The 24,015-nt window shown below is 67.3% G+C and carries 22 protein-coding genes; 7 read left to right on the top strand and 15 right to left on the bottom strand.

Going from position 1 to position 24,015, the window contains the following annotated elements; translation table 11 throughout:
- Positions 1-3 precede the first annotated feature (3 nt).
- Positions 4-2,001 carry a bifunctional DedA family/phosphatase PAP2 family protein gene (locus AC5P5S_RS04830; protein ID WP_032966985.1) on the top strand — a complete coding sequence of 666 codons (1,998 nt, stop codon included), beginning with the start codon at positions 4-6 and terminating at the stop codon, positions 1,999-2,001.
- A 147-nt stretch (positions 2,002-2,148) separates the two neighbouring features.
- Here the strand turns inward: AC5P5S_RS04830 and AC5P5S_RS04825 are convergent, their stop codons facing one another.
- The 3 genes from AC5P5S_RS04825 to AC5P5S_RS04815 all read right to left on the bottom strand — a co-directional run bounded on the left by AC5P5S_RS04825 (position 2,149) and on the right by AC5P5S_RS04815 (position 4,982).
- Positions 2,149-2,727: an LON peptidase substrate-binding domain-containing protein gene (locus tag AC5P5S_RS04825; RefSeq protein ID WP_012481182.1), complete on the bottom strand. Its 579-nt coding sequence runs from the start codon at positions 2,725-2,727 to the stop codon at positions 2,149-2,151.
- Complete coding sequence (mpl, locus tag AC5P5S_RS04820) at positions 2,724-4,088, bottom strand: UDP-N-acetylmuramate:L-alanyl-gamma-D-glutamyl-meso-diaminopimelate ligase (RefSeq protein WP_043034072.1); 1,365 nt, start codon at positions 4,086-4,088, stop codon at positions 2,724-2,726. Before mpl ends, AC5P5S_RS04825 begins: the two co-directional genes overlap by 4 nt.
- Positions 4,089-4,418: 330 nt before the next feature.
- Positions 4,419-4,982 (bottom strand): adenylate kinase, encoded by a 564-nt coding sequence (locus AC5P5S_RS04815; protein ID WP_005410920.1) that lies wholly within the window; start codon positions 4,980-4,982, stop codon positions 4,419-4,421.
- Positions 4,983-5,118: 136 nt separating this feature from the next.
- Here AC5P5S_RS04815 and AC5P5S_RS04810 point away from each other — a divergent pair, with 136 nt between their 5' ends.
- Together AC5P5S_RS04810 and AC5P5S_RS04805 are read left to right on the top strand one after the other, a co-directional pair.
- On the top strand, positions 5,119-6,375 hold the full coding sequence (locus AC5P5S_RS04810) for a 6-phosphofructokinase (protein ID WP_005410921.1): 1,257 nt from the start codon (positions 5,119-5,121) through the stop codon (positions 6,373-6,375).
- Positions 6,376-6,493: 118 nt separating this feature from the next.
- On the top strand, positions 6,494-6,883 hold the full coding sequence (locus AC5P5S_RS04805; protein ID WP_005410922.1) for a DUF488 domain-containing protein: 390 nt from the start codon (positions 6,494-6,496) through the stop codon (positions 6,881-6,883).
- Between the two features lie 72 nt (positions 6,884-6,955).
- Here the strand turns inward: AC5P5S_RS04805 and AC5P5S_RS04800 are convergent, their stop codons facing one another.
- Positions 6,956-7,459 carry a hypothetical protein gene (locus tag AC5P5S_RS04800; protein ID WP_005410923.1) on the bottom strand — a complete coding sequence of 168 codons (504 nt, stop codon included), beginning with the start codon at positions 7,457-7,459 and terminating at the stop codon, positions 6,956-6,958.
- A 354-nt stretch (positions 7,460-7,813) separates the two neighbouring features.
- On the opposite strand from AC5P5S_RS04800, the gene AC5P5S_RS04795 reads away from it, so the two are divergent.
- Positions 7,814-9,841 carry a sodium-translocating pyrophosphatase gene (locus AC5P5S_RS04795; protein ID WP_059035334.1) on the top strand — a complete coding sequence of 676 codons (2,028 nt, stop codon included), beginning with the start codon at positions 7,814-7,816 and terminating at the stop codon, positions 9,839-9,841.
- A 77-nt stretch (positions 9,842-9,918) separates the two neighbouring features.
- Here the strand turns inward: AC5P5S_RS04795 and AC5P5S_RS04790 are convergent, their stop codons facing one another.
- Genes AC5P5S_RS04790 through AC5P5S_RS04770 form a run of 5 tightly spaced genes read right to left on the bottom strand, consistent with a single transcriptional unit; the run spans position 9,919 to position 12,871 of the window.
- Entirely contained in the window at positions 9,919-10,638 is a 720-nt protein-coding gene (locus tag AC5P5S_RS04790) for an energy transducer TonB (protein WP_099484122.1), read from the bottom strand.
- Positions 10,635-11,060 (bottom strand): TonB system transport protein ExbD, encoded by a 426-nt coding sequence (gene exbD / locus AC5P5S_RS04785; protein ID WP_043034068.1) that lies wholly within the window; start codon positions 11,058-11,060, stop codon positions 10,635-10,637. Before exbD ends, AC5P5S_RS04790 begins: the two co-directional genes overlap by 4 nt.
- A 9-nt stretch (positions 11,061-11,069) precedes the next feature.
- Positions 11,070-11,798 carry a tonB-system energizer ExbB gene (gene exbB / locus AC5P5S_RS04780; protein ID WP_231336634.1) on the bottom strand — a complete coding sequence of 243 codons (729 nt, stop codon included), beginning with the start codon at positions 11,796-11,798 and terminating at the stop codon, positions 11,070-11,072.
- Entirely contained in the window at positions 11,785-12,252 is a 468-nt protein-coding gene (locus AC5P5S_RS04775) for a YbaN family protein (RefSeq protein ID WP_100438088.1), read from the bottom strand. Before AC5P5S_RS04775 ends, exbB begins: the two co-directional genes overlap by 14 nt.
- A 31-nt stretch (positions 12,253-12,283) precedes the next feature.
- Positions 12,284-12,871, bottom strand: coding sequence for a biliverdin-producing heme oxygenase (locus AC5P5S_RS04770; RefSeq protein WP_005410929.1), 588 nt, complete (start codon positions 12,869-12,871; stop codon positions 12,284-12,286).
- Between the two features lie 107 nt (positions 12,872-12,978).
- On the opposite strand from AC5P5S_RS04770, the gene AC5P5S_RS04765 reads away from it, so the two are divergent.
- The gene (locus AC5P5S_RS04765) at positions 12,979-13,236 is read left to right on the top strand and encodes a DUF2789 domain-containing protein (RefSeq protein ID WP_005410930.1); all 258 of its coding nucleotides are present in this window, start codon (positions 12,979-12,981) and stop codon (positions 13,234-13,236) included.
- 149 nt (positions 13,237-13,385) lie between these two features.
- Here the strand turns inward: AC5P5S_RS04765 and AC5P5S_RS04760 are convergent, their stop codons facing one another.
- From AC5P5S_RS04760 to AC5P5S_RS04745, 4 genes are all read right to left on the bottom strand, one after another.
- Positions 13,386-16,304, bottom strand: a complete 2,919-nt coding sequence (locus AC5P5S_RS04760; protein WP_231336635.1) for a TonB-dependent receptor — start codon at positions 16,302-16,304, stop codon at positions 13,386-13,388.
- A 201-nt stretch (positions 16,305-16,505) separates the two neighbouring features.
- Positions 16,506-17,441: a FecR family protein gene (locus AC5P5S_RS04755; RefSeq protein WP_049396200.1), complete on the bottom strand. Its 936-nt coding sequence runs from the start codon at positions 17,439-17,441 to the stop codon at positions 16,506-16,508.
- A 104-nt stretch (positions 17,442-17,545) separates the two neighbouring features.
- Entirely contained in the window at positions 17,546-18,046 is a 501-nt protein-coding gene (locus tag AC5P5S_RS04750) for an RNA polymerase sigma factor (RefSeq protein ID WP_005410933.1), read from the bottom strand.
- 72 nt (positions 18,047-18,118) lie between these two features.
- Positions 18,119-18,592, bottom strand: coding sequence for a hypothetical protein (locus AC5P5S_RS04745; protein WP_231336636.1), 474 nt, complete (start codon positions 18,590-18,592; stop codon positions 18,119-18,121).
- A gap of 184 nt (positions 18,593-18,776) precedes the next feature.
- Between AC5P5S_RS04745 and ppa the strand changes: the two genes are divergently transcribed.
- Together ppa and AC5P5S_RS04735 are read left to right on the top strand one after the other, a co-directional pair.
- On the top strand, positions 18,777-19,313 hold the full coding sequence (gene ppa / locus AC5P5S_RS04740; protein WP_005410935.1) for an inorganic diphosphatase: 537 nt from the start codon (positions 18,777-18,779) through the stop codon (positions 19,311-19,313).
- A gap of 152 nt (positions 19,314-19,465) precedes the next feature.
- Positions 19,466-20,587, top strand: coding sequence for an HDOD domain-containing protein (locus AC5P5S_RS04735; RefSeq protein ID WP_005410936.1), 1,122 nt, complete (start codon positions 19,466-19,468; stop codon positions 20,585-20,587).
- 57 nt (positions 20,588-20,644) lie between these two features.
- On the opposite strand, the gene AC5P5S_RS04730 is transcribed toward AC5P5S_RS04735, so the two are convergent.
- Together AC5P5S_RS04730 and AC5P5S_RS04725 are read right to left on the bottom strand one after the other, a co-directional pair.
- A complete protein-coding gene (locus tag AC5P5S_RS04730) occupies positions 20,645-20,851 on the bottom strand; it encodes a hypothetical protein (protein ID WP_005410937.1) in 207 nt (68 codons plus the stop codon).
- Positions 20,852-21,030: 179 nt separating this feature from the next.
- On the bottom strand, positions 21,031-23,994 hold the full coding sequence (locus AC5P5S_RS04725) for a TonB-dependent receptor plug domain-containing protein (protein WP_005410938.1): 2,964 nt from the start codon (positions 23,992-23,994) through the stop codon (positions 21,031-21,033).
- Positions 23,995-24,015 lie beyond the last annotated feature (21 nt).

The raw sequence follows: 24,015 nt of genomic DNA, 5'->3' as shown, positions 1-24,015 counted from the left end.
GCAATGGACTCTTCATGGATCGACGCCACGCTCGCGTGGATTGCCGCTCACCCCGTGCTGGCGGGCGCCGTTATCTTCCTCATCGCCTTCTGCGATGCGGTCATCATTCTTGGCGCCATCGTGCCGGCGCTGCCACTGCTGTTCGCGGTGGGCGTGTTCATTGGCCTGGGCCAGATCTCCGGGCCGTACGCGGTGGCGGCTGCGGCATTGGGTGCGTTTGCAGGCGATGGCATCAGTTACTGGATCGGCCGCCGCTGGGGCGACCGCCTGCGCGGCGTGTGGCCGTTCAGCCGTTACCCGCAGCTGCTCGACCGCGGCGAAAACCTGTTCCGCCGCAATGCCTTCAAGAGCATCCTGGTGGCACGCTACGTCGGCGCGATCCGCCCGTTCGTGCCGGCCATCGCCGGCATGATGAAGATGCCCGCCAGCCGCTACGTGCAGGCCAGCGGCATCGCCAGCATTTCCTGGGCGGTGCTGTTCCTGGCGCCGGGCTGGATCCTCGGCGAAGCGTACGACGCGGTGGCTGCTGTGGCCGGCCGGCTGGTGGTGGTGGTCGGCCTGCTGGCGGTGATCCTTGGCCTGGTCTGGGCCATCGTGCTGTACGGCTACCGCTGGTCGGCCGCACGCATGGACAACTGGCTGGCGCGCCTGCTGGACTGGTCCAACCGCCACCCGACGCTGGGCCGCTACACCGTTGGCGTGCTGGACCCGAAGCGGCGCGAATCGGTGCCGCTGGCGATGCTGGCGCTGATGCTGCTCCTGCTGGGCTGGGGCTGGTTCGCGCTGTTGACCGTGGTGGTCGCACACGGCGAGCCGCTGGCGATCGACCTGCTGGTGCACCAGGCCATGCTGGCGCTGCGCAATCCGCTGGCCGACTACCCGATGGCTGCGCTGGCGTCGCTCGGGGCCTGGCAGGTCCTGCTGCCGGCCACCGCCGCGGCGATGGGCTATCTGATCTGGCGCCGACGCTGGATGGCCGCTGCGCACTGGCTGGCGGCACTGGCCTTCGGCCTGGCGCTGACCATGCTGCTGGGCGCCACCGTGGATGTGGTGCGCCCGATCGACGCCAGCAGCGGCTTCGGCTTCCCGTCGGTGTCGGTGACCATGGCCACCATCACCTTCGGCTTCTTCGCGGTGCTGATCGCACGCGAGATGCCCGGCCGCACCCGCGTCTGGCCGTACCTGGTCTCGGGCATCGTGGTCAGCCTGATCGGCTTCTCGCGCCTGTACCTGGGCGCGCATTGGCTGAGCGACGTGATCGGCGGCATGCTGTTCGGCACGTTCTGGCTGCTGGTGCTGGGCATCGCCTATCGCCGCCGCTTCAACCGCTCGTTCTGGGTGAAGCCGGTGGCCTGGCTGTTCTACGGCGTCTTCGCCGTGGCGGCGATGTGGTACGCACCGCGCAACATCCCGGTGAAGCTGGAACGCTTCGAACCGACCCTGCCGGCCCCGCAGGCGATGGACATGCAGGCCTGGTGGCAGCACGACTGGGCCACGCTGCCGGCGCGCCGCAACGAGTTCGACGACGACCAGCGCTGGCCGCTGGACGTGCAGGTGGCCGGGCCATTGGCACCGCTGCAGGCGCAGCTGGAAGCGCGTGGCTGGAAGCGGCAGGAACAGGCCGGCTGGCAGCAGGCGCTGCTGATGCTGGACAAGAACACCGGCGCCGATGAACTGCCGGTGCTGCCGGCCACGCTGGACACCCGCGTGGAAGCACTGCTGATGGTGCGCCAGGGTGCGAAGCCGGACGAACGCTATGTGCTGCGCCTGTGGCCGGCACCCGCGCAGCTGCAGGCGGGCAACACGCCGCTGTGGCTGGGCAGTGCACAGACCCTGCGTTACGAACGCCACTTCGAGTGGATCGGCATGTGGCACCCGCTGCGTGGCGTCGACCCGGCGTTGAACGCGGTGAAGGACGCCGTGCAGGACCTGCCGCAGCGCGAGGACGTGCACAGCGAAACCGGGTTGCCGGTGCTCCGGTTGAAGACCACCATGCCCTGAGGAGGCCGCCGCAGCGCTCTGGTAGATGCCAACCTTGGCTGGCGTTTCGGGGAAAGCCTGCCAACCAAGGTTGGCAGCTACCGGTTCTGCCGCGCCCTGGTCGTCCCCTGCCGTGGGTAGTGGCCAACCTTGGTTGGCGGCTATCGGCTACGGCATCCAGCCCAGCAACTGCTGCAACCGCTGGTGCGGGTCGTCCATCTGCAGCAGCTGCAGGCGCTGCTGCTCGCTCAGCGGCAGCAGTTCGGCCAGCCGCCAGCCAACCCAGCTGGCCTGGTCCAGCAACGCCGGATTGGCCGGCGCATAGGCCTCACCGGCCTGCTCGATGATGTGCCCCAGCACCGTGGCCAGCAGCGCATGCTGCGGCCGCAGCTCATCGTCGGGGTCTTCGTCGCACCAGCGCACGTCGGCCACCACCAGGCCGTTGTCGCGTACGCGGGTGCGCTCGACATGGAAGCGGCGGGTGCCTCGCAGGCGCAACTGCAGCACGCCATCGGCGCCGACATCGAAGTCTTCGATGCGTACCTGCACGCCATACGCTGCCGGTGTCGCCGGGGCTCCCACTTCCTGGCCGTCGAGGATCAGGCAGACACCGAAGCCCTCGCCACTGCGGCCGCTGTCGCGGACCAGATCCAGGTACCGCCGCTCGAACACGCGCAGCCCGACCGCTGCACCCGGCACCAGCGTGGTGTGCAGCGGAAACAGCGGCAGTGACGTGTCGCTGCTCATCGGGCCTGCAGCGCGGCGAGGAAGCGACGCGGTGCGCCGTCGAAGCCCCCATTGGACATGAACACCACGTGGTCGCCGCTGCGCGCGCTGGCCTGCAGCTGCGCCAGCAGCGCGTCGGTATCGGGCACCGCGTGCGCTTCGCCGCGCACCGCGGCGATCACCGCGGCCGCATCCCAGGCCAGTTCCGGGCGATGCAGGAACACCACCTCGTCAGCCAACGCCAGCGACGGGGCCAGCGCCTGCGCGTGAGCGCCCAGCCGCATCGAATTGCTGCGCGGCTCCATCGCGACCACGATGCGCGCGTCACCCACCTTGGCACGCAAGCCTTCCAGCGTGGTGGCGATCGCGGTCGGGTGATGGGCGAAATCGTCGTAGATGGTGATGCCGTCATGGCGGCCGATCACTTCCATGCGGCGCTTGACGCTGCGGAAGCGCGCCAGCGCAGGAATCACGTCGGCCGGCGCCACGCCCACCGCATGTGCGGCAGCCAGCGCAGCCAGGCCGTTGAGCACGTTGTGGCGGCCCAGCAACGACCAGTGCACATCGCCCATTGCCTGCCCGCGGTGGTGCACGCGGAAGGCGCTGCCATCGGCGGCCAGCAGCTCGGCATGCCATTCCAGCGACGGGTCGAAGCCGAAGCGCTCGACCGGGGTCCAGCAGCCCATCGCCAGCACTTCGGCCAGATGCGGGTCCTCGCCGTTGACGATCAGTCGGCCACGCGCCGGCACCGTGCGCACCAGGTGGTGGAACTGGCGCTGGATCGCGGCCACGTCCGGGAAGATGTCGGCGTGGTCGTATTCAAGGTTGTTGAGGATGGCCACCAGCGGCCGGTAGTGCACGAACTTGCTGCGCTTGTCGAAGAACGCGGTGTCGTACTCGTCGGCCTCGACCACGAACTCGCGGCCCTGGCCCAGCCGGGCGGAGACGCCGAAATCCTCGGCGACGCCGCCGATCAGGAAACCGGGCGAACGACCGGCGCTTTCCAGCAGCCAGGTGAGGATGGTGGTGGTGGTGGTCTTGCCATGGGTACCTGCCACGGCCAGGGTGTCGCGACCCGGCAGTACCTGTTCGGACAGCCATTGCGCTCCCGAAATGTAGCGCTGGCCGCCGTCGAGCACGGCCTCAACGGCGGCATTGCCGCGCGAGAGGGCGTTGCCGATCACCACGTCATCGGTGCCGGCCGGCACGCTGTCGGCGCGGTAGCCCTGGTCCAGGGCGATGCCCAGCTGCTCGAGCTGGGTCGACATTGGCGGATAGATGGCCTGGTCGCTGCCGCTGACCGTATGGCCCAGTTCCCGCGCCAGGGCGGCCACGCCGCCCATGAAGGTGCCGGCGATTGCAAGGATATGTACGCTGCTCATGACCGAGGATTGTGACCGATGACGGCTGTATAGGGCCAATGTCCGCCCCCGGGTAAGACAAGTCCTACACGGGATGTGAGAAAACTCCAATCACCTGTCAGGGAATTCCCGATAGCGATGTTCTGTGAACCCGGACACAATTCGAACTGCCAGCCGCAGTACCCGAACCGGTCCTACTCCCCAAGAGGCCATCCCCAAGGGAGCTCATGCTGCGGGGCCCTGAGCAAGCCCTTCGCTGGCGCCTGTCAAACGACACAGGCCTGATCCTCACGGACCAGGCCTGTGTTTTTTTGCGCCCGAAGGGCCGGCAACAGGCCGGCCCCCGCCGGATCAGGCCTTGATCGCCGCCAGGATGCGGGCTTCGATCTCGTCCAGCTCACCGACGCCATCGACGCGGGCCAGGGTGCCACGGCCGGCGTAGAAGTCGACCACCGGGGCGGTCTGGTCGTTGTAGACCTGCAGGCGCTGGCGCACCGCTTCCGGCGTGTCGTCGGCGCGGCCCTGTTCCTTGGCACGACCGGCGATGCGCTCGACCAGCAGCTCGGTGGCCACGTCCAGCTGCACCACGGCATCCAGCGGCTGGCCGATCTTGGCCAGCAGGCCGTCCATCGCATTGGCCTGGGCCACATTGCGCGGGTAGCCATCAAGAATGAAGCCCTTGGCGACATCGGGCTGGGTCAGGCGCGACTCCAGCATGCCCAGCAGGATGTCGTCCGACACCAGGTTGCCGGCATCCATCACCGTCTTGGCCTGCTTGCCCAGCTCCGTGCCCGCGGCGATTTCCGCGCGCAGCATGTCACCGGTCGAAATGTGGGCGATCCCCAGCTTTTCCTTCAGGCGCGTCGCCTGTGTCCCCTTGCCCGAACCGGGCGGTCCCAACAGAACCAATCGCATTGACCTGACTCCAACGTGTTGAAAACAAAGAAGGTTCGCGTCCCGGACGGACCGGTATCGCTGCACCGCAATAGCGCCACTTTACCGCATCCGGGTAATGTCCCTGCAATGTCCTTTCCCCCGAGCAGGTAGACGCATGCGCAACGGTACTCTCCTCTACGCCCAATCCGGTGGTGTCACCGCGGTCATCAACGCCACGGCGGCGGCGGTGATCGAGCAGGCCCGGGCCAAGGGCATCAAGGTCCTGGCCGCGCGCAACGGCATCCTCGGCGCGCTGCGCGAGGAACTGATCGACACCAGCAAGGAGAGCGCTGCGGCCATCCGCGCCCTCGCCCATACCCCGGGCGGCGCGTTCGGCTCCTGCCGGGTCAAGCTGAAATCGCTGGACGCCGACCGCGCCCGCTACGACCGCCTGCTGGAGGTGCTGCGCGCGCACGACGTGCGCTGGTTCCTCTACAACGGCGGCAACGACTCGGCCGATACCGCGCTGAAGGTCTCGCAGCTGGCCAAGGCCTCCGGCTACGACCTGACCTGCATCGGCGTGCCCAAGACCATCGACAACGACCTGGCGGTGACCGACACCTGCCCCGGCTTCGGCTCGGCGGCCAAGTACACTGCGGTGTCGGTACGCGAGGCGGCGCTGGACGTGGCGGCGATGGCCGAGACCTCCACCCGCGTCTTCATCTACGAGGCGATGGGCCGCCACGCCGGCTGGCTGGCCGCGGCCGCTGGCCTTGCCGGCAACGGCGATGACGAAGCGCCGCACATCATCCTGCTGCCCGAACGCGCCTATGACGAGGCGGCGTTCCTGGCCAAGGTGAAAGCGGTGGTCGAGCGCGTCGGCTACTGCGTGGTGGTGGCGTCGGAGGGCATCGCCACCGCCGATGGCCGCTTCGTCGCTGACGCTGGCGGCGGCAAGGACTCGTTCGGCCACTCGCAGCTGGGCGGCGTGGCCGCGCACCTGGCCGGCCGGGTCAAGGACCAGCTGGGCCTGAAGGTGCACTGGGCGCTGCCCGACTACCTGCAGCGCTCGGCCCGGCACCTGGCCAGCAGGACCGACTGGGAGCAGGCGCAGGCGGTCGGCAAGGCCGCCGTGCAGCTGGCGCTGAAGGGCCAGAACGGCGTGATGCCGGTGATCGTGCGCAGCAGCGATGCGCCCTACCGCTGGAAGATCGAAGCGGCGCCACTGTCGAAGATCGCCAACCATGAAAAGAAGATGCCCGCCGGCTTCATCCGCCGCGACGGCTTCGGCATCACCGCCAGGGCGCGGGCCTACCTGTCGCCGCTGATCAAGGGCGAAGCGCCGCTGCCGTATGGCGCCGACGGCCTGCCGAAATACGTCACCCTGAAGAACGTGGCGGTGAAGCAGAAGCTGCCGCCGTTCGAGGGCTGACCCGAAAAAGGGGACGGAGGGGATTAAGTCGCATACGCCCCTCTGTCATCTCCAACAGCGTCAGCAGTGGGTCGGATACGACTTAATCCCCTCCGTCCCCTTTTAGTGGAGGAACACCATGGCATTGCGTGTTGTTCGACTCGGTACGCCGCGCGTGCCTGGCGAGGGCCTGCGCATCGGCACCGTGCGGCGGCCGCCGCGCGGCGTGCCGCGCAGCGAGTTCGCCCGACAGGACTGGTACGACGTCTGGTTCCCGACCCTGTCACCGAGCGCGGAACTGGTGAAGCGGGCGCATGAGGCGAAGACGGCCGCCGACTGGACCGCGTTCTTCCGCCACTACAAGGCCGAGATGAAAGCGCCGGATGCCGCCCATGCACTGGACCTGCTTGCCGCACTGTCGCAGCACAACGACATCAGCGTGGGGTGCTACTGCGAGGATGAGGCGCACTGCCATCGCAGGGCTTTGCGCGAGCTGCTGGTGGCGCGCGGGGCGACGCTGGCGGAGTGATGATTGCAGGGTTGCCGGCCAGCGGCCGGCACTACCCGTGGATGACCGCTTGGGTACACCGCCCAGGCAATTTCAGTTGCAGGCCTTGCCTTCCATCTGCAGCTGCGCGGCGAACATCGTCACCTGCGGAATCTGGCCGGCAGCGGCCTGCTTCTTCGCTTCCTCCAGATAGATGCGCGACTGGCCCTGACCGTCCAGCTCGACCTTGTTGGTCGACGGCAGGCGCCACACGCGCACCACCGCCTGCTGTGCCGGGCATGCTGCGCTGGGCACGCGGATCACATCATTGAGCTTCCAGCCCTTGTCGGCACTTGGCTGCGCCTTGGCGTAGTCGACGAAGCGCGCGCGCGGCTGGCACTGCTCACTGGTACGCACCGCAGAGAAGCGGTACGGCTCGGCCGCCTGCCCGGTGAAGGCGCCTTCCAGGCGCGCACAGGCCTCGGGGATCTGCCGCAGCGTATGCACCGCGCCTACCGCCTGCGGAGCGCCCACGGCGCGCTGTAGCTCCGGGGTTTCCGCGGCGAGTGCTGGTACAGCCGGGACCAGGGCGGCAAGCATCAACAGGGACAGGCGCATGGGAGATCTCCTACAGGACTGAGCGCAGGCTTGCAGAGCTTGGCTTAACGGGGTGCAAAGGCCTGTGACTCTCGTGCCCCTGGCCCGGCGACAGGGCCCGCGCGCATGGCGATGCCTTCCATCCTGAGGGCACCCACAGGTTCAGGAGGCGCGGCTAGTAGAAGCCAGTCGAGTACGGCTCGACTCTACAAGTGGCGGCACGCATACTGCGGGCACCAGGGAATGCTGAACACCGCCATACGTCGGACGACCGCCAAGGTCGGTACGGGTTGGTTCCAGGCTGCAGCCCGTCGTCCCCCTCGTGGTGCCGTTCATCGCCACTGGATGCCTACATCCATTCTGCGGAGGGGTCTAATGCTGGAACGTCACGGGCTGTCATTGGCGCTGGGCTGCGCCATTCTCGCGATCCTGTTCGGAATCGTCTCGGCGCGCTGGATCCTGCGCCAACCCACCGGCAATGAACGCATGATCGCGATCGCCACGGCGATCCAGGAAGGTGCGCGTGCCTATCTCAACCGCCAGTACCTGACCATTGGCGTGGCCGGTGTGGTGCTGTTCGTGCTGGTCGGTGTGTTCCTCAGCTGGTACACCGCGATCGGCTTCGCGGTCGGCGCGATACTGTCCGGCGCGGCCGGCTATATCGGCATGAACGTGTCGGTACGCGCCAACGTGCGCACTGCCGAAGCTGCACGCCACGGCATCAGCGCCGCAATGGACGTCGCCTTCCGCGGCGGTGCCATCACCGGCATGCTGGTGGTCGGCCTCGGCCTGCTGGGCGTGGCCGGCTACTACGCGCTGCTGCTGCGCATGGGCCTGCCGATGGAACAGGCGCTGCATGCGCTGGTCGGCCTGGCCTTCGGCTCGTCGCTGATCTCGATCTTCGCGCGGCTGGGCGGTGGCATCTTCACCAAGGGCGCCGACGTCGGCGCCGATCTGGTCGGCAAGGTGGAAGCCGGCATTCCCGAGGACGACCCGCGCAACCCGGCGGTGATCGCGGACAACGTGGGTGACAACGTGGGCGACTGCGCCGGCATGGCCGCCGATCTGTTCGAAACCTACGCGGTGACCGTCATCGCAACGATGCTGCTGGGCAGCCTGATGCTGGCCGAAGCCGGAACCAATGCGGTGCTGTATCCGCTGGTGCTGGGCGGCGTATCGATCATCGCCTCGATCATCGGCGCGCTGTTCGTCAAAGTGAAGCCTGGCGGCTCGATCATGGGCGCGCTGTACAAGGGCGTGATCGTCTCCGGCGTGCTGGCCGCCATCGCCTTCTACCCGATCACTACCGGCCTGATGGGTGACAACGTGCACGGGCCGATGGCCCTGTACGGCTGCGCGTTGATCGGCCTGGTCCTGACCGGGCTGATCGTGTGGATCACCGAGTACTACACCGGCACCCAGTACAAGCCGGTGCAGCACGTGGCGCAGGCCTCGACCACCGGCCACGGCACCAACATCATCGCCGGCCTCGGCATCTCGATGAAGTCCACCGCGCTGCCGGTGGTGGCCGTGTGTGCGGCGATCTGGGGCGCGTTCGCGCTGGGTGGGCTGTACGGCATCGCCATCGCCGCCACCGCGATGCTGTCGATGGCCGGCATGATCGTCGCTCTTGATGCCTACGGGCCGATCACCGACAACGCCGGTGGGATTGCCGAGATGGCCGAGCTGCCCTCGGAGATCCGCGACATCACCGATCCACTGGATGCGGTGGGCAACACCACCAAGGCGGTGACCAAGGGCTATGCGATCGGTTCGGCCGCACTGGCCGCATTGGTGCTGTTCGCGGACTACACGCACAACCTGCAGGCTGCACATCCCGGGCAGGAATTCCGCTTCGACCTCAGCGACCACACGGTGATCATCGGCCTGCTGATCGGCGGCCTGATTCCCTACCTGTTCGGTGCGATGGCGATGGAAGCGGTCGGCCGCGCGGCGGGTGCGGTGGTGGAGGAAGTACGTCGCCAGTTCCGCGAGATCCCCGGCATCATGCAGGGCACCGGCAAGCCGCAGTACGACAAGGCGGTGGACATGCTGACCCGCTCGGCGATCCGCGAAATGATCGTGCCCTCGCTGCTGCCGGTGGCGGTGCCGGTGGTGGTCGGCCTGCTGCTGGGGCCACGCGCACTGGGTGGCCTGCTGATCGGCACGATCGTGACCGGCCTGTTCGTGGCCATTTCGATGACCACCGGCGGTGGCGCCTGGGACAACGCCAAGAAGTACATCGAAGATGGCCACTTCGGCGGCAAGGGCAGCGAGGCGCACAAGGCTGCGGTGACCGGCGATACCGTCGGTGACCCGTACAAGGACACGGCCGGCCCGGCGATCAATCCGCTGATCAAGATCATCAACATCGTCGCGCTGCTGCTGGTGCCGTTGCTGTAGATCCACGCCATGCGTGGATGACGGCCTCGATGGGGTCAGAGCCCTTTCCCAGGAAAGGGATCCGACCCCACCGTCAATCACCGCCCGCGCAGGAAGAACGACACCGGCACCATCACGTCCACCGGGTCGCCGGCCACTTCGGCCGGCGGCGCCGGTACCGGGCTGGCGCGCTGCACGGTGTCCAGCGTCTCCTGGTCAAGCAGCGCGAAGCCACTGCTGCGGCCCAGCTTCAACCCTGAGACCGCGCCATCGCGGGCCACGGCAAAGCGCACGTAGACCACGCCCTGCTGGCGCAGCCGCTCGGCCTGGCGCGGATAGCGGCGATGCTTCTGCAGGTGCCCCAGCAGGCGCCCTTCCCAGGTGGCCTCGGCGCGACTGCGCTCACCCGCCGTGGTCTGCGGTGCGGCGTAGCGCGCGGCGGCGTCAGCGGCCACCTGTGGCGGTGCGCTGGTCTGCGCGACATTGGCGTCGGCGACATCCGGCAAGGGCGTTGGCTCTGGTGTACGCGGCGGTGGCAGGTCACCCTGCGGCTGCACCGGCGCCTCCGGTTGCTCGCGCAGGGCCGGCTTCGGCGCCTGCCGCTGCTGTTGCTGCTGCAGTGGACCGGTGGCGACCTCGCGCGGCGGCACCGGCGGTGCCTGCGCCATCGGTGCCAGTTCCAGCATCAGCGCGGCGGGCGGCGCCGTCGCAGCCAGTACCGGTGCGCGCGTCGCCCACCAGCAGGCCGCGCCGATCAGCAGCGCGTGCACCAGCAGCACGATCGCCAGGCTGGTCGCCCAGCGCCGCAGTCCACTCATCGCGCGCCCTGCTCCAGTCCAACCAGTGCCACCTTCAAGTAGCCTGCGCCACGCAGCGCGTCCAGCGTCGCCATCAGTTCACCGTAAGGCACGTGGGTATCGGCACGCAGGAAGATGCGCTGCGCGGTGTCGCCGTGGGTGGCCGCCTGCAATGCAGCGGCCAGCCCGTCACGCGCCACCGCCTGCTCGCCCACGCGCAGCGACAGATCGGCCTGCACGGTCACATACACCGGCGCCTGTTCGGGCGGCGTGGCACTGGCGCTGCTGGCCGGCAGCTGCACCGGCACTGATACGGTGGCCAGCGGTGCGGCTACCATGAAGATGATCAGCAGCACCAGCATCACGTCGATGAAGGGCGTGACGTTGATCTCGTGTGCTTCTTCCGGTGCGTCGTCGCGGTCGGACGCGGTCCTGATCGCCATCGTCGCGCCTCAGTGCACCGCGCGCAGCGGTGCCGCTGCGGTACGCGGCACGGCACGATCAAGATCGCGCGAGACCAGCTGCTGCACGGCCGCCGACAGATCGCCGAGCAGGCCCCGCAGGCCGGCCAGCACGCGGCTGAAATGGTTGTAGACCAGTACCGCGGGAATCGCCGCGACCAGGCCGAGTGCGGTCGCCAGCAGGGCCTCGGCGATGCCGGGCGCAACCACCGCCAGGTTGGTGGTGTTGCTGTGTGCGATGCCGATGAAACTGTTCATGATGCCCCACACCGTGCCGAACAGGCCGACGAAGGGCGCCACCGCGCCGATGCTGGCGAGCACACCGATGCCGCGCCGCTGCACGCGCGCGGTCTCCAGCTCGATGCGGTCCAGGCGCGAGGCGATGCGCTCCTTGATGCCGTCGCGACTATCCAGATCCTGCGACAGACGCAGTTCGGTGCGGGCGGCGTCCAGCATCGCCAGCGCGATGCCCTGCTGCAGACTTGCCTCTTCGCTCTGCGGCGGCAGCTGTGCGGACTGCAGCAACAGCGCGCGCGCCGCGCGCAGCTGCCGGGCCTGGCGCGTCAGTTCCCAACCCTTGGCCAGCAGTATGGTCCAGGTGGCCAGCGACGCCAGTGCCAGCGCGATCATCACGGCCTTCACCACCACGTCGGCGGCCAGGTACATGCCCCATGGGGTCAATGCGGGGGCGGCCACGGGGGCCAGGTCAGCAGGCAGCATCGTCTCGGTTTCCATCAGCATCAGGGGTCGCTGCGAGACGACGGGCCGCGCGCGGATCATTGGCGTCGTCCACTTCCACGACCGGATGGGGCTCCAGCCGCGGTGCCGGTCGGCTCAGCACGTAGCCGGCGCTGACCGCGAAGAACAGGCCCACGCCCAACAGCAGGCGCCAGGACGGGTGCGCGCCCCAGCAGAACAGGGCAAAGCCCAGCGCCATGCCGGCACTGGCAAACGCCTTGCCCTTGCGCGATACCGCGCCCTGCTCGCGCCACAACCGCAGCGACGGGCCGTAGCGCGGATGCGCCAACAGGCGCTGCTCGAACTTCGGTGAGCTGCGCGCGAAGCAGCCCACGGCCAGGATCAGGAAGATGGTGGTCGGCATCACCGGCAGCAACGCGCCGATCACCCCGAGCCCGACCATCAGCCAGCCCAGCGCGAACCAGAGCCAGCGCATCAGCGCTGCACCTGTGGGCGCGCGCCGTGCATCAGGCGAATTCCACTTCGACGTGGCCGTGCACGCTGCGGAACGCGGCGTCGGCCGCATCGATCACCTGCTGCTCCTGCTCGACACTCAGCGGTACCGCGTCCAGCGCCGCGGTGAACTCACGCCAGTGGCGCGCCGCGCCATCCGGATGCGCGGCCAGGTGGCGGGCGCCAAAATCACGGTCCAGGCCGAGCTTGGCAGCCATCTTGTACAGAATGGTGCCGCCCAGGTTGGAGCCTTCAGCCACGTACAGCCACCCCAACGCGGCGGGCAGTTCCAGATCGGACGGCAACGCCGCGATGTCAGCCCCCGGCAGGGTCTGCTCCAGGTCCTGCAGGTCGCGCGCGACCTGGGTCAGGCGGCGGCGCTCGCCCAGGTCCGGCAGCAGTGCGTCCAGCGCAGGGTTGGCATACAGCGCATCGATGCTGCGGTGGAAGCGATACTGCACGCGCAGGAAACGGGCGAAATTGCTGCGGTCGGCGAAGATGTCGCCGGCCATGATGCGCTTGTCCAAGGCACCGTGGCTGTCGCGGGTGGCGGCCTTGAGCCGCAGGCTGCGGCTTTCTTCAGGGGCGATGTGTGCGTTCATGGGGGAATGCCAAGGGGGTCGTCGTGCTGTAGACGTCTGCCACGGGGCTTTCCCCAAGGCCGTCTACACCGATAATGGGCCATCCCCTTGTCCATCCGGAACCGACGATGATCACCACCGAACCGCGCATGACCAACCTGTTCCTGCAGCTGGGCCTGGATGCCAGCGCAGAGGGCATCGCCCGCTTCATCCGCGAGCACCAGCTGGCCACCGATGTCGAAGTGGTCGAAGCACCGTACTGGAACGATGCCCAGCGCCAGTTCCTGTCCGAATCACTGCAGGCCGATGCGGCATGGACCACGGTGGTGGATGAGCTGAACGAGTCGCTGCACGAAGATGCGGTAAAGGCTTCGAGCGGGCTGTAAATAGACACCGGGCATGGCCCGGCGCTGTCGATTGCACGGCAGAAGCGGTGCGGACCAAGGTCCGCGCCCACCGAGGGCGGTTGGGCTCGCTGGGGTCAGAGCCCTTTCCGCAGGAAAGGGATCCGACCCCACCGCTCATCCGCGACCGATCAGTACTTCCAGGTCAGCGCCAGCCGCGCGGTGCGGCCCGGGGCCGGCATCACGCCCAGGGCCAGCGGGTCCAGGTAATAGCGGTCGGTCAGGTTGTCCACGCCGGCTTCCACCGACAGCTGGTCGTTGAAGCTCCAGCTGGCGAACAGGTCCACCAGCGTGGTTGGCCGGTACAGCTGCTGGATCGCCGACAGGCCCACGTTCCAGTCCTTGTCCAGCTTGCTGATCGGGCCGGCGTTGTGGACCACGCGGGTGCCGAAGGTCAGGCGCTCGTCGAACAGGCGCGAGCCCAGGGTCAGGTTGACCATGTAGCGCGGTGGGTTCTGGGTATTGGTGTACGAGCCCTCGAAGCCGCCGTCCACGCAGTCGGGCGTGTTGGCCAGCTCGCCGTTCCTGCGCTGCGCCCCATAGGCACGGCGCTCGGCGGCGATGTCCGGCGCGCAGGTCTTGGCCTTGAAGTAGTAGTGCGCGGACAGATCGGCAAACACCTTGCCGCTGTCATAGCTGGACTGGAACTCCATGCCCGAGACCTTGAACTGGTCGACGTTGCGGATCAGGCCGGCCGACAGCGTGCGGTAGTCACGGGTGATCAGGTCGTCGATGCGGGTATCGAAGTACGCCAGCTTCAGCGCCAGGCGATCGCCGGCAGTGAACAGGTCATAGCGGAGAGTGCTGGCACCGATTTCCCAGCTGCGCGCACGCTCCGGCTTCAACTCGCCCACCGGCTTGGCAGCGGTGAACAGGCCCAGCGTGGTCTCGAACAGGCTCGGCAGTTTGGTGCCTTCGGCGTACTTCACGTAGACCAGGGTGTCTTCGCTGAAGCGGTAGGCCACGCTGGCGGTCGGCGAGAACGCGGTGTCACGACGGCGGATCGGCTGCGACCAGGTCCAGCTGACCGGCACTTCCAGGTCCTGCGCCTTGCCGGCGTCGTAGAAGTTCCAGCCACCGATGTCGCCCACCGTGCCCTTCTTGTACGGTGAGGCCAGCAGCGATTCCTGGGTGAAGTTGCCGTTGGCATCCGGATACCAGTTCAGCAGCGCGATGCGCTTGGCCCGCCACGACGGCAGCGCCGGGTTGCCATTGAGCAGCTCGGTGTAGCGGTACTGGCCCTGCACCTCGTAGGCATCGGGCGTGGCCAGGCGGTTGCGGTCGTGCACGTCCACGCGGTTCCAGCGGCCGCCGGCCAGCAGTTCCCAGTGCTCATCGGGCTGCCACTTCAGCGAGGCCACGGCGCTGTATTCCTTGCGCTCGGCGTTGCGCAGGAAACGGTTGTTGACCAGATCGTCGTGCATGACCGGGCCCGAGCTGCCCGGTGCGATGTCTTCGTCACTGTAGGACAGGCCGTAGTCGAGGGTGAACGCGCCAGCACGTGTGTCGAACTTCGAGGTGTTGCTGGCATCCAGTCCGAAGCGCTTCTGTCGCAGCGGATTGCGGTAGGCATCCTTGTAGCCGGGGTCGCCACTGAAGCTGGGCGCGTCGTACCACTCGGTACGACGATCGAAATACCACGGGGTGATGCCGGTCAGGCTGTTGTACATCACGCTGTCGGTGTCGGTGTACGCGGCATTGACGCGCAGGTCGACCAGCTCGCTGTCCGGGTTGAAGCGATAGCGCAGGGTGTAGCTGTCCATGTCGACGTGGCCCGGATCCCATTGCGGAATGCGGTCGCGATCGACGCGGATGATCTGCGAGGCCATGATCTCGCCGGCGGTGCCTTCGTAGCGGCGGTAGCCCGCCTCCAGGGTCTGTGCATCGTCGATACGCCAGGTGCCCTTGAGCAGCGCCGACTTCGAGCGGGCCGAGGTATTGAAGACCTCGGTACGCGGCGGATTCAGCGGTGCCAGCGTGCGACGGGTCTGTGGGAAATCATCGTAACCGTGCTTGCCGGAGAAATAGTTGCCGTTGTCGCGGTAAGCATAGGCGGCGACCAGATCGAAGCGGTCCCAGTGACCGGCTGCGGCCACGTTGAAGAACTGACTGCCGGTGGCGCTGCGATCGTTGCGCGGCGCGGCGCTGTAGGACGGCAGGTTGTTGGCGCTGGCGTTGGCCAGGCCGCCACGCACGCGTACGCCGAAGTCGCGCCCTTCGCGCAGCACGTCGCCGATCTTCAGCGTTTCCATCTCGACCACGCCGCCGATGCCGCCAGAGGCGTTGGCCTGCAGGCTCGGGCCCTTGGTGATGGTCAGGCTGGAGATCAGGTCCGGGTCGAGGTAGGTACGCTGCGATTGACCGGCATAGCCACGGTAGGTATCCATGCTGGACTGGCCACCGTCGATGATCACCGGCACGCGGCCCTGGCCCTGGATGCCGCGGATGTTGACGTCGAAGCCATTGCCGACGCGTGGGTCACCGGCAGTGACGCCGGCCACGCCCTTGACGATGTCGCCGTTGGACGTACCGCGGAAACGCTCCAGGTGCGTGCGGTTGAGCGTGGTGGTGGAACCGACGCTGCGATAGCTGTCGAGCAGGCGCGCCTCGTCGCTGGTCGCGCCACTGTCGACGCGGTCGCCGGCCACGCTGAGCGTGTCGGTGACGATCACGCCGCTGTCGGCCTGCGCCGGCGTTGCCGCTTCCAGCGTGACTGCATCTGCGCTGACCCGGCGCACCGCGAGGCCACTGCCCTGCAGCAGCTGCTGCAGCGCCTCGTTGGCCGGCAGGCTGCCATTGACCGCACGCGAGCTCACCCCATGGGCCAGGATGGCCGGATACACGACCTGCACGCCGGACTGGCGCATGTAGCTGCGCAGCGCCTCGTCCAGGGGCTGCGCCGGAATGTCGAAGCGCTGTACGGCGGCGTGATCGCCACGGGCGTTCTGTGCCAGCACGGATGGCGTGGCACTGGCCAGGCCGGCAGCCAGCAATGCAATGCACAGGCGGGACGGGCGCGGCGCGCGGCCCGGACGGTGGGAGTCGAACATGGGGAACCTGTCAGGTAATCGGTGCCGCAGGCGCGGCGTCATCCGCAACACAGGCGGACACGGCGACGTACGTGGCGGCGGCGGGTACGTTCGCGGGGTAAGACGGCTGGGCGCGCGGCAACCCCAAGGGCGATTTGCGGTCGCGGTGGGTGCCGACCGTTGGCCGGCACATCGGGAACATCATCCACGCATGGCGTGGATCTACTGATGGATGATGGCGACGCCGAGCGGCAGGCGGGTGACCTGCAGACCTGCCGTCGCCGCCAACGCGTCCAGCGCCTGTTCCGGGCGATCGATGCGCAGCGCCGCACTGATCGCCGGCAGTCGCGACAGATCACCGCGCACGAACGTCGGGCCGGCACGATAGCGCCCCACCCATTGCACGGCGTCGGCGACGCTGGCCTGCTCCAGCAGCAGCTCGCCCTGGCGCCATGCACCCACGCTGTCGGCCGCCACATCCTGCAGGCGCGTCACGCCGCTGCGCTCGCCATAGACGGCGCGCTGGCCCACCTGCAGGTAGGTCCAGCCACCGTCGGCCGGGCTGGCCACACGCACCCTGCCTTGCCCGACCTGGGTTTCCACCCGGTCATCGCCACGCGCGACGGTGAACGCGGTCGAGATGTCCTCAACCACGCCATTGCCGGCACGCACGCTGAAACGCCGCTGCGCATCCGGGCTGACCTCGAACCAGACGCGCCCGCGCAGCAGCTCGACCTCGCGTGCGTGCGCATCGAAGCGCACGGCGATCGCGCTGTCCGCATCCAGCACTGCGCGGCTGCCATCGGGCAGCGTTACGTTCTGCACGACGTGCGAGCTGCAATGGTCGGCCTGCAGCCGCAACCAGGCCTCCGGCCATGCCACCAGCATCGCCAGCACAGCTGCAGCGGCCATCGCCCAGCGCATTCGATGCGGGCGGCGGCGTTCGGCACACCGGGCCAGCGGGCGTGGCCCGACACTGCGCCACAGCGTGCGCTCGTGCTCGAAGGCCCGGCGGTGCCCCGGCTCTGCAAGCCAGCGCTCGAACTCGTGCATGCGTCCCTCGCCGATATCACCCGAGGCCAGCCACGCAATCCAGCCCCGGGCCTGTTCGGCCAGGGCATCGTCATTGGCGGCGGGCAGCGTGTTCGGCGGGCTCATCGGCTGGCGGACAGGCGCATTCAAGCGCGGGCGGGGGAACTAGACCGCATCCACGGTCCAGTGATCAAGACGTTTCAGCGAGGGCCAGCCCCAAGCCGGGGCGATCATCGGCCGCTGCGCGCCCAGGCCAGGCGTTGCAACGCGGTGCGCACATGGTTCTCGACGGTGGTCACCGACACCCCGAGGCGGCGGGCGATCTCGGCCTGGGTCAGGCCCTGCAGGCGGTTGAGCCGGAAGATGGTGCGGGTCGGCTCCGGCAGGTGTCCGGCCGCATCCAGCACACGCTGCAGCTCGTCCTGGGCCATGGCCTGTTCCTCGGTCGAGATGACCTCGTCCGCTCCCCACAGGTAGTGGTCGGCCAGCAGGCGGTTGCGCCGGGTCGATTCGCGGCCGTGGTCGGTGGCCAGGTTGGCGGCCAGCCGGTACAGGTAGGCACGCGGATTGTCGATGGCCTGGCTGTCATCGACACCACGCGCCTTGAACCACACCGCCTGGATCACGTCCTCGGCGCCGTTGTCGCCCCCCAGGATGCGTTGCACCCGGCGCAGCAGCGCAGGCCGCTCGCGGATCAGCAGTTCGGTGAGGGAGGCGGCATTGGAGGACATGCGCGGAACCGGGACGACAGACGGAAGGCGCCGCGCATGCTACTCCGTTAATGAGAATCAGTCACGTTCGCATCAATGGATGCACCCGGTCAGCCCGTCATAGACGCTCTGCGAGGTCCCCGGCAACGGGTCATGCAGTGGATTGCGGGCGGCGAGCGCGGCATGGAAGGCCTCCACCGGTGTGCCAGGCACCAGCGGCAGGCGGCACAGCCAGGTCGGTTGCCGGGCGACGATCGCACCGTCATGCCGCGACACAGCCAGGTCACTGGCGGCAAATGCCCACAGGCACTCATGCACCGTGCCGCGTACCGCGTCCACCGAGCAGCGCAGGCGCAGGGCGCGGATATCGCTGTACTCGCCTTCGCAGAAGGTATCGCCGCAGATCGCGTCGAACCCGTACTGCAGACGTCCCTCCAGGGCAAAGAAGCGGTCCCAGTTGGCTTCCTGCCGCGGGTAGTCGATCAGGTCGACGTAAGGAGAGGCCTGGGCCAACGGCGCAACCAGCAGCATGCAGAACAGGGCGAACGGCAGGACAGACACTTTCATCGGCGGACTCCTTGGCAAGGTCGATCCAGCCTGCGCCCCCGCACCGGCCGGCCCTATCAGCCAACCCCGGCCTGCCGCGTGGGTCCCTGCCCCACGCAGCGGTCAGCCCCTCCCTCTGCACAGCGCCCGGCAAAGGCATAAAATGGGGGGCTATCCGTCTATATCCCCCACCTGGAGCACGACCATGGGTCTGGAACTCGTCTCGCCCGGCAAGAACCCGCCGGAAGAAATCAACGTCATCATCGAGATCCCGAAGGACTCGGAGCCGGTGAAGTACGAAGTGGACAAGGAAACCGGCGCGATCTTCGTCGACCGCATCCTGTCCACCCCGATGCGTTACCCCTGCAACTACGGCTACGTGCCGAGCACCCTGTGCGGCGACGGCGATCCGGCCGACGTGCTGGTGGTGCTGCCGCTGCCGCTGGTGCCGGGCTCGGTCGTGCGCTGCCGTCCGGTCGGCGTGCTGAAGATGAGCGATGAGGCGGGCAGCGACGAGAAGATCCTGGCCGTGCCGGTCTCGAAGATCTTCAGTGGCTACGCCCACGTTGAAGACATCGCCCAGGTCTCGAGCCACTGGCTGGAGCGCATCGGCCACTTCTTCGAGCACTACAAGGACCTGGAGAAGGGCAAGTGGGTCAAGCTGGACGGTTGGGGCGGCGCCGCTGAGGCCAAGCAGATCCTGATCGAGGCGCACCAGCGCCACCTCGACAGCAAGGCCTGAGCCTGAACCGGATCGCTCCGGCGGTACCCTGCCGGAGCGATGCGGGTCACGTTTCATGATGACGGCACATCACTCTTGCTGCCGTATTAGGTAAATTGCGTCACTTCACACGTCATCGACATCCATCGTCGAGACAGCCAGGGGAATGTGTCGTGCGTATTCTGCTTGTTGGGGATGCAGCCAGCCTGCCGGCTGAGCTGACCGAATTCATTGCCGATCTTGGGGAAGACTGGCAGCCGCTGACCGCCACCGATGGCCAGACCGCGATGACCGCGGTTGCCACCCAGGGCGTGGACGCGGTGATTGTCTGCCCGCAGCTGCCGGACCTCAATGCCACCACGCTGCTCGGCCAGATCAGGACCCTGCGTCCGGAAACCATCCGCATCGCGCTGGTGGACGCACAGCATGGCAACCGGCCGCCGCCGGCACGCCTGATCGGTGTCGCTCACCGTTTCCTGCCGTTGCCACTGGCACCGGAAGTACTGCTGGAAGCGCTGACCAGCCTGGAAGAGCTGCGCGAAGTGCTGGACAGCCCGCGCCTGCGCGATGCCATCGGCCGCATCGAGAAACTGCCGTCGCCGCCGCACCTGTACCTGAGCCTGACCCAGGCGCTGGAGCATGATGACGACGCCGACAGCGCCGACGTGGCCAAGCTGGTGGCCGCCGATCCGGCCATCGCCGCCAAGGTGCTGCAGTTGTCGAACTCGGCGTTCTTCAGCCAGGGCCGCACCATTGCCGACCTGCGTACTGCAGTCACCCGGCTGGGCCTGGCCACGCTGCGTGACCTGGTGCTGGCCAGTGAAGTGTTCTCGGCGCCGACGCTGTCGACAGCCGAACGCAACTCGCTGCAGCAGCGCGCCCTGCTCGCCTCGCGCCTGGCCGCACGCCTGCTGCCCGAGTCCAGTGCCGAACTGGGCGCAACCGCGGCACTGCTGGCCGACATCGGCCTGCTGCTGCCCGGCGTACGCAACGAGCGCACCGAGCCGTCGCTGGCCGGTGATACCCGCCCGGGCCATGCCGAAGCCGGTGCCTACCTGCTGGGGCTGTGGGGCCTGCCGATGCCGATCATCGAAGCGGTGGCATTCCACCTGCAACCGCAGCGCGCCAACACCCGCAGCTTCTGGGTGACCGGCGCGGTGCACGTGGCTCTGGCGCTGGTCAACGGCGACCCGGTGGATGAGGACTATCTGCAGCGCGCGGGCGTGCTCAACAAACTGCCGCAGTGGCGCGAACATGCCAACAGCCTGATGGGGCTTACGCCGAGCGAAGCCTGAGTTCCACCGGCAATCCACACGATGAAGGCGCGTCCGCAGGGACGCGCCTTCGTTGCATCAGGGCTGCGCGCAGTGGTCGTACACGCAGCGCTCGAACAGGAACTGGCAGTACGCCGCATCCTCACCGGCCTTGATGCAGTTGCTGCGCACCTCCGCGCAATAACGGCCATTGGCACACACCAGCGGACCGGCCGACACACTGCCGGCCAGGCTCAGGACGGCGAGAACTGCAGCAGCAAACATACGTGGCATCGCGTTGTTCATTTCGCGCTCTCCTTGGTCCGGAATGGACCTCTGCGAACCTACCAGCGGTCCAGTTGCGACAAGCGTGACCTTTGTCGCTGAACTGCCCGATTCAGAATTTCCCGACCCGGCTCTGCCAAACGCAAAGAGGGCGGGCCTTGCGGCCCGCCCTCCTCGTCTTGCCTTCAGGCTTCGATGGATCAGAAGCGCTGGTTGTACTGGATGAACAGGAAGCGGTCGTAATCCAGCATCGGGTCCAGCTGCACGGCACTGGCGTTGGTCACCGCGTAGGTGATCGGCGGGGTCTTGCCGAACACGTTGCGGGCACCGACGGTCACGCTGCCGTTCCACGGGGCCTGCCAGGTGGCCGAGATGTCGTGATAGACGATCGCGCCCTTCTTGTTGGCACCCAGGCCACCGCTCCAGCCACCGTTCTCGGTGTAGTAATCGGGCTGGTTGCACTCCAGGCCATTTTCCTGGTCGTAGCAGAAGTCGCGGAAGCCGCCGTAGTAACGCATGGTCCAGGTGGCCGACAGGTCGCCCTTGGTCCAGGTGCTGGCCAGGGTGCCGCGGACACGCGGGTAGTTCCAGTAGCCTGCGTAGTCATCCCATGCAGCACCCTTGGTGGCCTGCTGACGGAAGCTGGTCAGGTAGTTGGTGTCCAGGTTGAACGACAGGGTACCGAAGCTGTATTCCGGCATGCGGTAGCGGACGCCGAAGTTGTAGCCTTCGGTTTCCAGCGAGCCCAGGTTCGCGTTGCCGCGGCTCAGGCCGGTGACCTGCTGGCCGTTGGCGACGTCGCCACGGCTGTACTGGTCACAGAAGGCCTGCACACCGTTCTGGTAGCACTGGTTCAGCACGTAGTTCGCCGACAGCGCGGTGATCACGTTGTCGACAGTGATCTTGTACCAGTCCAGCGAGACGTTCAGGCCGCTGACGAAGCTCGGGCTCCAGACCAGGCCCGCGGTGCGGGTCTTGCTGGTTTCCGGCTGCAGCTTGTCGTTGCCCACACCCGAGTTGAACGGGTTGTTACCCTGGGTGTCACGGGCACTGATCGGACGACCGGCAGCGTCGGTCTGACGGAAGTCGGACGCCAGGCCTTCAGCACCGCAACGAGCTGCAACGGCCGGGTTGCTGCGCTGGCCGAACACGGCATCACACGGATCGGTGAACTTGTCGAAGGTCTGCGAACCACCACCGAACGTGTCGTCCAGGGTCGGGGCACGGAAGCCCTCGCCGTAGGTCGCACGCACCAGCAGGTCGTCGATCGGCTTCCAGGTCACGCTGAACTTGCTGTTGACCGTGTTGCCGAACTTGTCGTAGTCCGAGTAGCGGCTGGCGATATCCAGCGACAGCTCCTTGGCACCCGGCAGGTCACGCAGCAGCGGCACCATCAGTTCCAGGTAGAACTCGTTGGTCTTGTACTTGCCTTCGGTCGGCTGCGCGGCCAGCTCGGTGGTGTAACCCGAGGAGGACAGTGCGTCCGGGTGATCGTAGCCCGACACTTCGCGATGCTCGTAACCGGCAGCGAAGGCGAACTCGCCCGCATCGCCCGGCATGTCGAACAGCGAACCGGTGATGTTGGCGAAGTACTGCTTGCTCTTGCTCTGGCCGGTCGAGTTCAGCAGGGTATTGATGTACTTCAGCGCATCCGGGGTCGCAGCGCTGGCGCCGCCCAGCAGGTCGAACGGGACGCAGCTGCCCGGGCTGGTGCCCAGCGCGATCGGGTTGGCAGCGGTGCCGCACTGGGCGACGCCGTTGGCGTTGATGAACGACGGGCCGAGGGCGTTCTTCAGGGCCAGCAGGTTGATGTTGCCCGAGCTGGTCTGGGTCACGTCGAACTGGTTGTAGTTGATGCCCACATCCCAGTCGAACGGACGGTTGTTGAAGTCGAAGTTGCCTTCCAGGGCCGCGTCGAAGTGCAGCGACTTGACGTTGTTCTGGGTGATGCGCGGCAGTTCGAAGATACGACGGCCCCAGCCACCGATGTCAACGCCGGCGCCCGGGTTGGCCCAGTTGCCCAGCGGGTTGTAGATGCTGTCCTTGCTGATCGCCACCGGGAACTGCGGCTGCGAGGTGCCGGTCAGCGGGTAGCCGGCGATCTGGCGCTTGGAATCGCGCTCGGAGTACATCGCCGTCGACTTCAGACGCAGGTTGTCGTTGATGTCGTAGCTGGCCGAGGTGAACATGGTCTTCGACTCAGCGCCCTGGTTCAGCATCATCTGCTGCGAGGCGTTGTAGTAGTCGTCCAGACCAATCAGGTGGTAGTTGTTGAAGTTGTTCGACGGCTGGCCAACGCCGACCGGGGTGTCCCAGGAACCGGTGTGGTTGACCACCCAGGTGTTCGGGACCCACTTGCCAGCCTTGTTGTATTCGCCAGCACCGGCGGTGCCTTCGGCACGCGGATCGGTGAAACGACCCCACGGGCCAGCCGGGCTCAGACCGTCTTCCTTGTGGCCCTGGCCATAGGAGTACTTGGTCAGGCCACGATCCTTGGCCCACACCGGATCTTCCTTGATGTAGTTCGCGCCGAACACGATCGAGGAGCGCTCGCCGCTGGCACCCAGGGTCAGGCTGTACTGGGTCTTGGAACCATCGCCGTGGCTGTTCTGGCCATAGTAGGCACTGGCCTCGGCGCCATCGAAGTTCTTGCGCAGGATGATGTTGACCACGCCGGAGATGGCGTCGGAACCGTAGATCGCCGAGGCGCCGTCCTTCAGGACTTCAATGCGCTCGATCAGCGAGGTCGGGATGGTCGACATGTCGGTGAAGCCGGCCAGGCTGGTGCTCCAGCGCTTGCCGTTGACCAGCACCAGCGTGCGCTGCTCACCCAGGTTGTACAGGCTGACGTACTGGCCGCCCTGTTCCGGGTTGGACGCCAGCACGGCCGCCTTGCTGAAGGTCTGGGTGCCTGCCACGGACAGGTTCTGCAGCAGGTCGCCGACGCTGACCAGGCCCGAACGCTGGATGTCCTCATGGCTTACGGTGAGGACCGGCTGGGAGGTTTCCACATCCACCGAGCGGATGCGGGAACCGGTGACTTCCAGGCGATCAAGGGTGGTCGGGGCACTGGCTTCCTGTGCGGAAGCAAATGCCGGTGCCAGCGCCAGCGCGATGCCGGCGGGCAGCAGGCCCAGCCGCACGGCAGGGGTGCGAACGTTCATCAATCTCTCCAAGGTACGTGT

This window comes from Stenotrophomonas sp. YJH_SMC_54 (assembly GCF_059368435.1).
The sequence above is the reverse complement of the archived record's forward strand: the minus strand, read 5'-3'. Positions and strand labels throughout refer to the sequence as shown.

What these genes read in the sequence shown, in the direction of transcription:
- AC5P5S_RS04760 (WP_231336635.1), bottom strand. Translation starts at nt 16,304, where the DNA reads ATGTTCGACTCCCACCGTCCGGGCCGCGCGCCGCGCCCGTCCCGCCTG.
- exbD (WP_043034068.1), bottom strand. Translation starts at nt 11,060, where the DNA reads ATGGCGATCAGGACCGCGTCCGACCGCGACGACGCACCGGAAGAAGCA.
- AC5P5S_RS04810 (WP_005410921.1), top strand. Translation starts at nt 5,119, where the DNA reads ATGCGCAACGGTACTCTCCTCTACGCCCAATCCGGTGGTGTCACCGCG.
- AC5P5S_RS04805 (WP_005410922.1), top strand. Translation starts at nt 6,494, where the DNA reads ATGGCATTGCGTGTTGTTCGACTCGGTACGCCGCGCGTGCCTGGCGAG.
- AC5P5S_RS04800 (WP_005410923.1), bottom strand. Translation starts at nt 7,459, where the DNA reads ATGCGCCTGTCCCTGTTGATGCTTGCCGCCCTGGTCCCGGCTGTACCA.
- AC5P5S_RS04830 (WP_032966985.1), top strand. Translation starts at nt 4, where the DNA reads ATGGACTCTTCATGGATCGACGCCACGCTCGCGTGGATTGCCGCTCAC.
- AC5P5S_RS04765 (WP_005410930.1), top strand. Translation starts at nt 12,979, where the DNA reads ATGATCACCACCGAACCGCGCATGACCAACCTGTTCCTGCAGCTGGGC.
- AC5P5S_RS04825 (WP_012481182.1), bottom strand. Translation starts at nt 2,727, where the DNA reads ATGAGCAGCGACACGTCACTGCCGCTGTTTCCGCTGCACACCACGCTG.
- AC5P5S_RS04750 (WP_005410933.1), bottom strand. Translation starts at nt 18,046, where the DNA reads ATGTCCTCCAATGCCGCCTCCCTCACCGAACTGCTGATCCGCGAGCGG.
- AC5P5S_RS04790 (WP_099484122.1), bottom strand. Translation starts at nt 10,638, where the DNA reads ATGAGTGGACTGCGGCGCTGGGCGACCAGCCTGGCGATCGTGCTGCTG.
- AC5P5S_RS04725 (WP_005410938.1), bottom strand. Translation starts at nt 23,994, where the DNA reads ATGAACGTTCGCACCCCTGCCGTGCGGCTGGGCCTGCTGCCCGCCGGC.
- mpl (WP_043034072.1), bottom strand. Translation starts at nt 4,088, where the DNA reads ATGAGCAGCGTACATATCCTTGCAATCGCCGGCACCTTCATGGGCGGC.
- AC5P5S_RS04770 (WP_005410929.1), bottom strand. Translation starts at nt 12,871, where the DNA reads ATGAACGCACACATCGCCCCTGAAGAAAGCCGCAGCCTGCGGCTCAAG.
- AC5P5S_RS04755 (WP_049396200.1), bottom strand. Translation starts at nt 17,441, where the DNA reads ATGAGCCCGCCGAACACGCTGCCCGCCGCCAATGACGATGCCCTGGCC.
- AC5P5S_RS04730 (WP_005410937.1), bottom strand. Translation starts at nt 20,851, where the DNA reads ATGAACAACGCGATGCCACGTATGTTTGCTGCTGCAGTTCTCGCCGTC.
- exbB (WP_231336634.1), bottom strand. Translation starts at nt 11,798, where the DNA reads ATGCTGCCTGCTGACCTGGCCCCCGTGGCCGCCCCCGCATTGACCCCA.
- ppa (WP_005410935.1), top strand. Translation starts at nt 18,777, where the DNA reads ATGGGTCTGGAACTCGTCTCGCCCGGCAAGAACCCGCCGGAAGAAATC.
- AC5P5S_RS04815 (WP_005410920.1), bottom strand. Translation starts at nt 4,982, where the DNA reads ATGCGATTGGTTCTGTTGGGACCGCCCGGTTCGGGCAAGGGGACACAG.
- AC5P5S_RS04795 (WP_059035334.1), top strand. Translation starts at nt 7,814, where the DNA reads ATGCTGGAACGTCACGGGCTGTCATTGGCGCTGGGCTGCGCCATTCTC.
- AC5P5S_RS04775 (WP_100438088.1), bottom strand. Translation starts at nt 12,252, where the DNA reads ATGCGCTGGCTCTGGTTCGCGCTGGGCTGGCTGATGGTCGGGCTCGGG.
- AC5P5S_RS04745 (WP_231336636.1), bottom strand. Translation starts at nt 18,592, where the DNA reads ATGAAAGTGTCTGTCCTGCCGTTCGCCCTGTTCTGCATGCTGCTGGTT.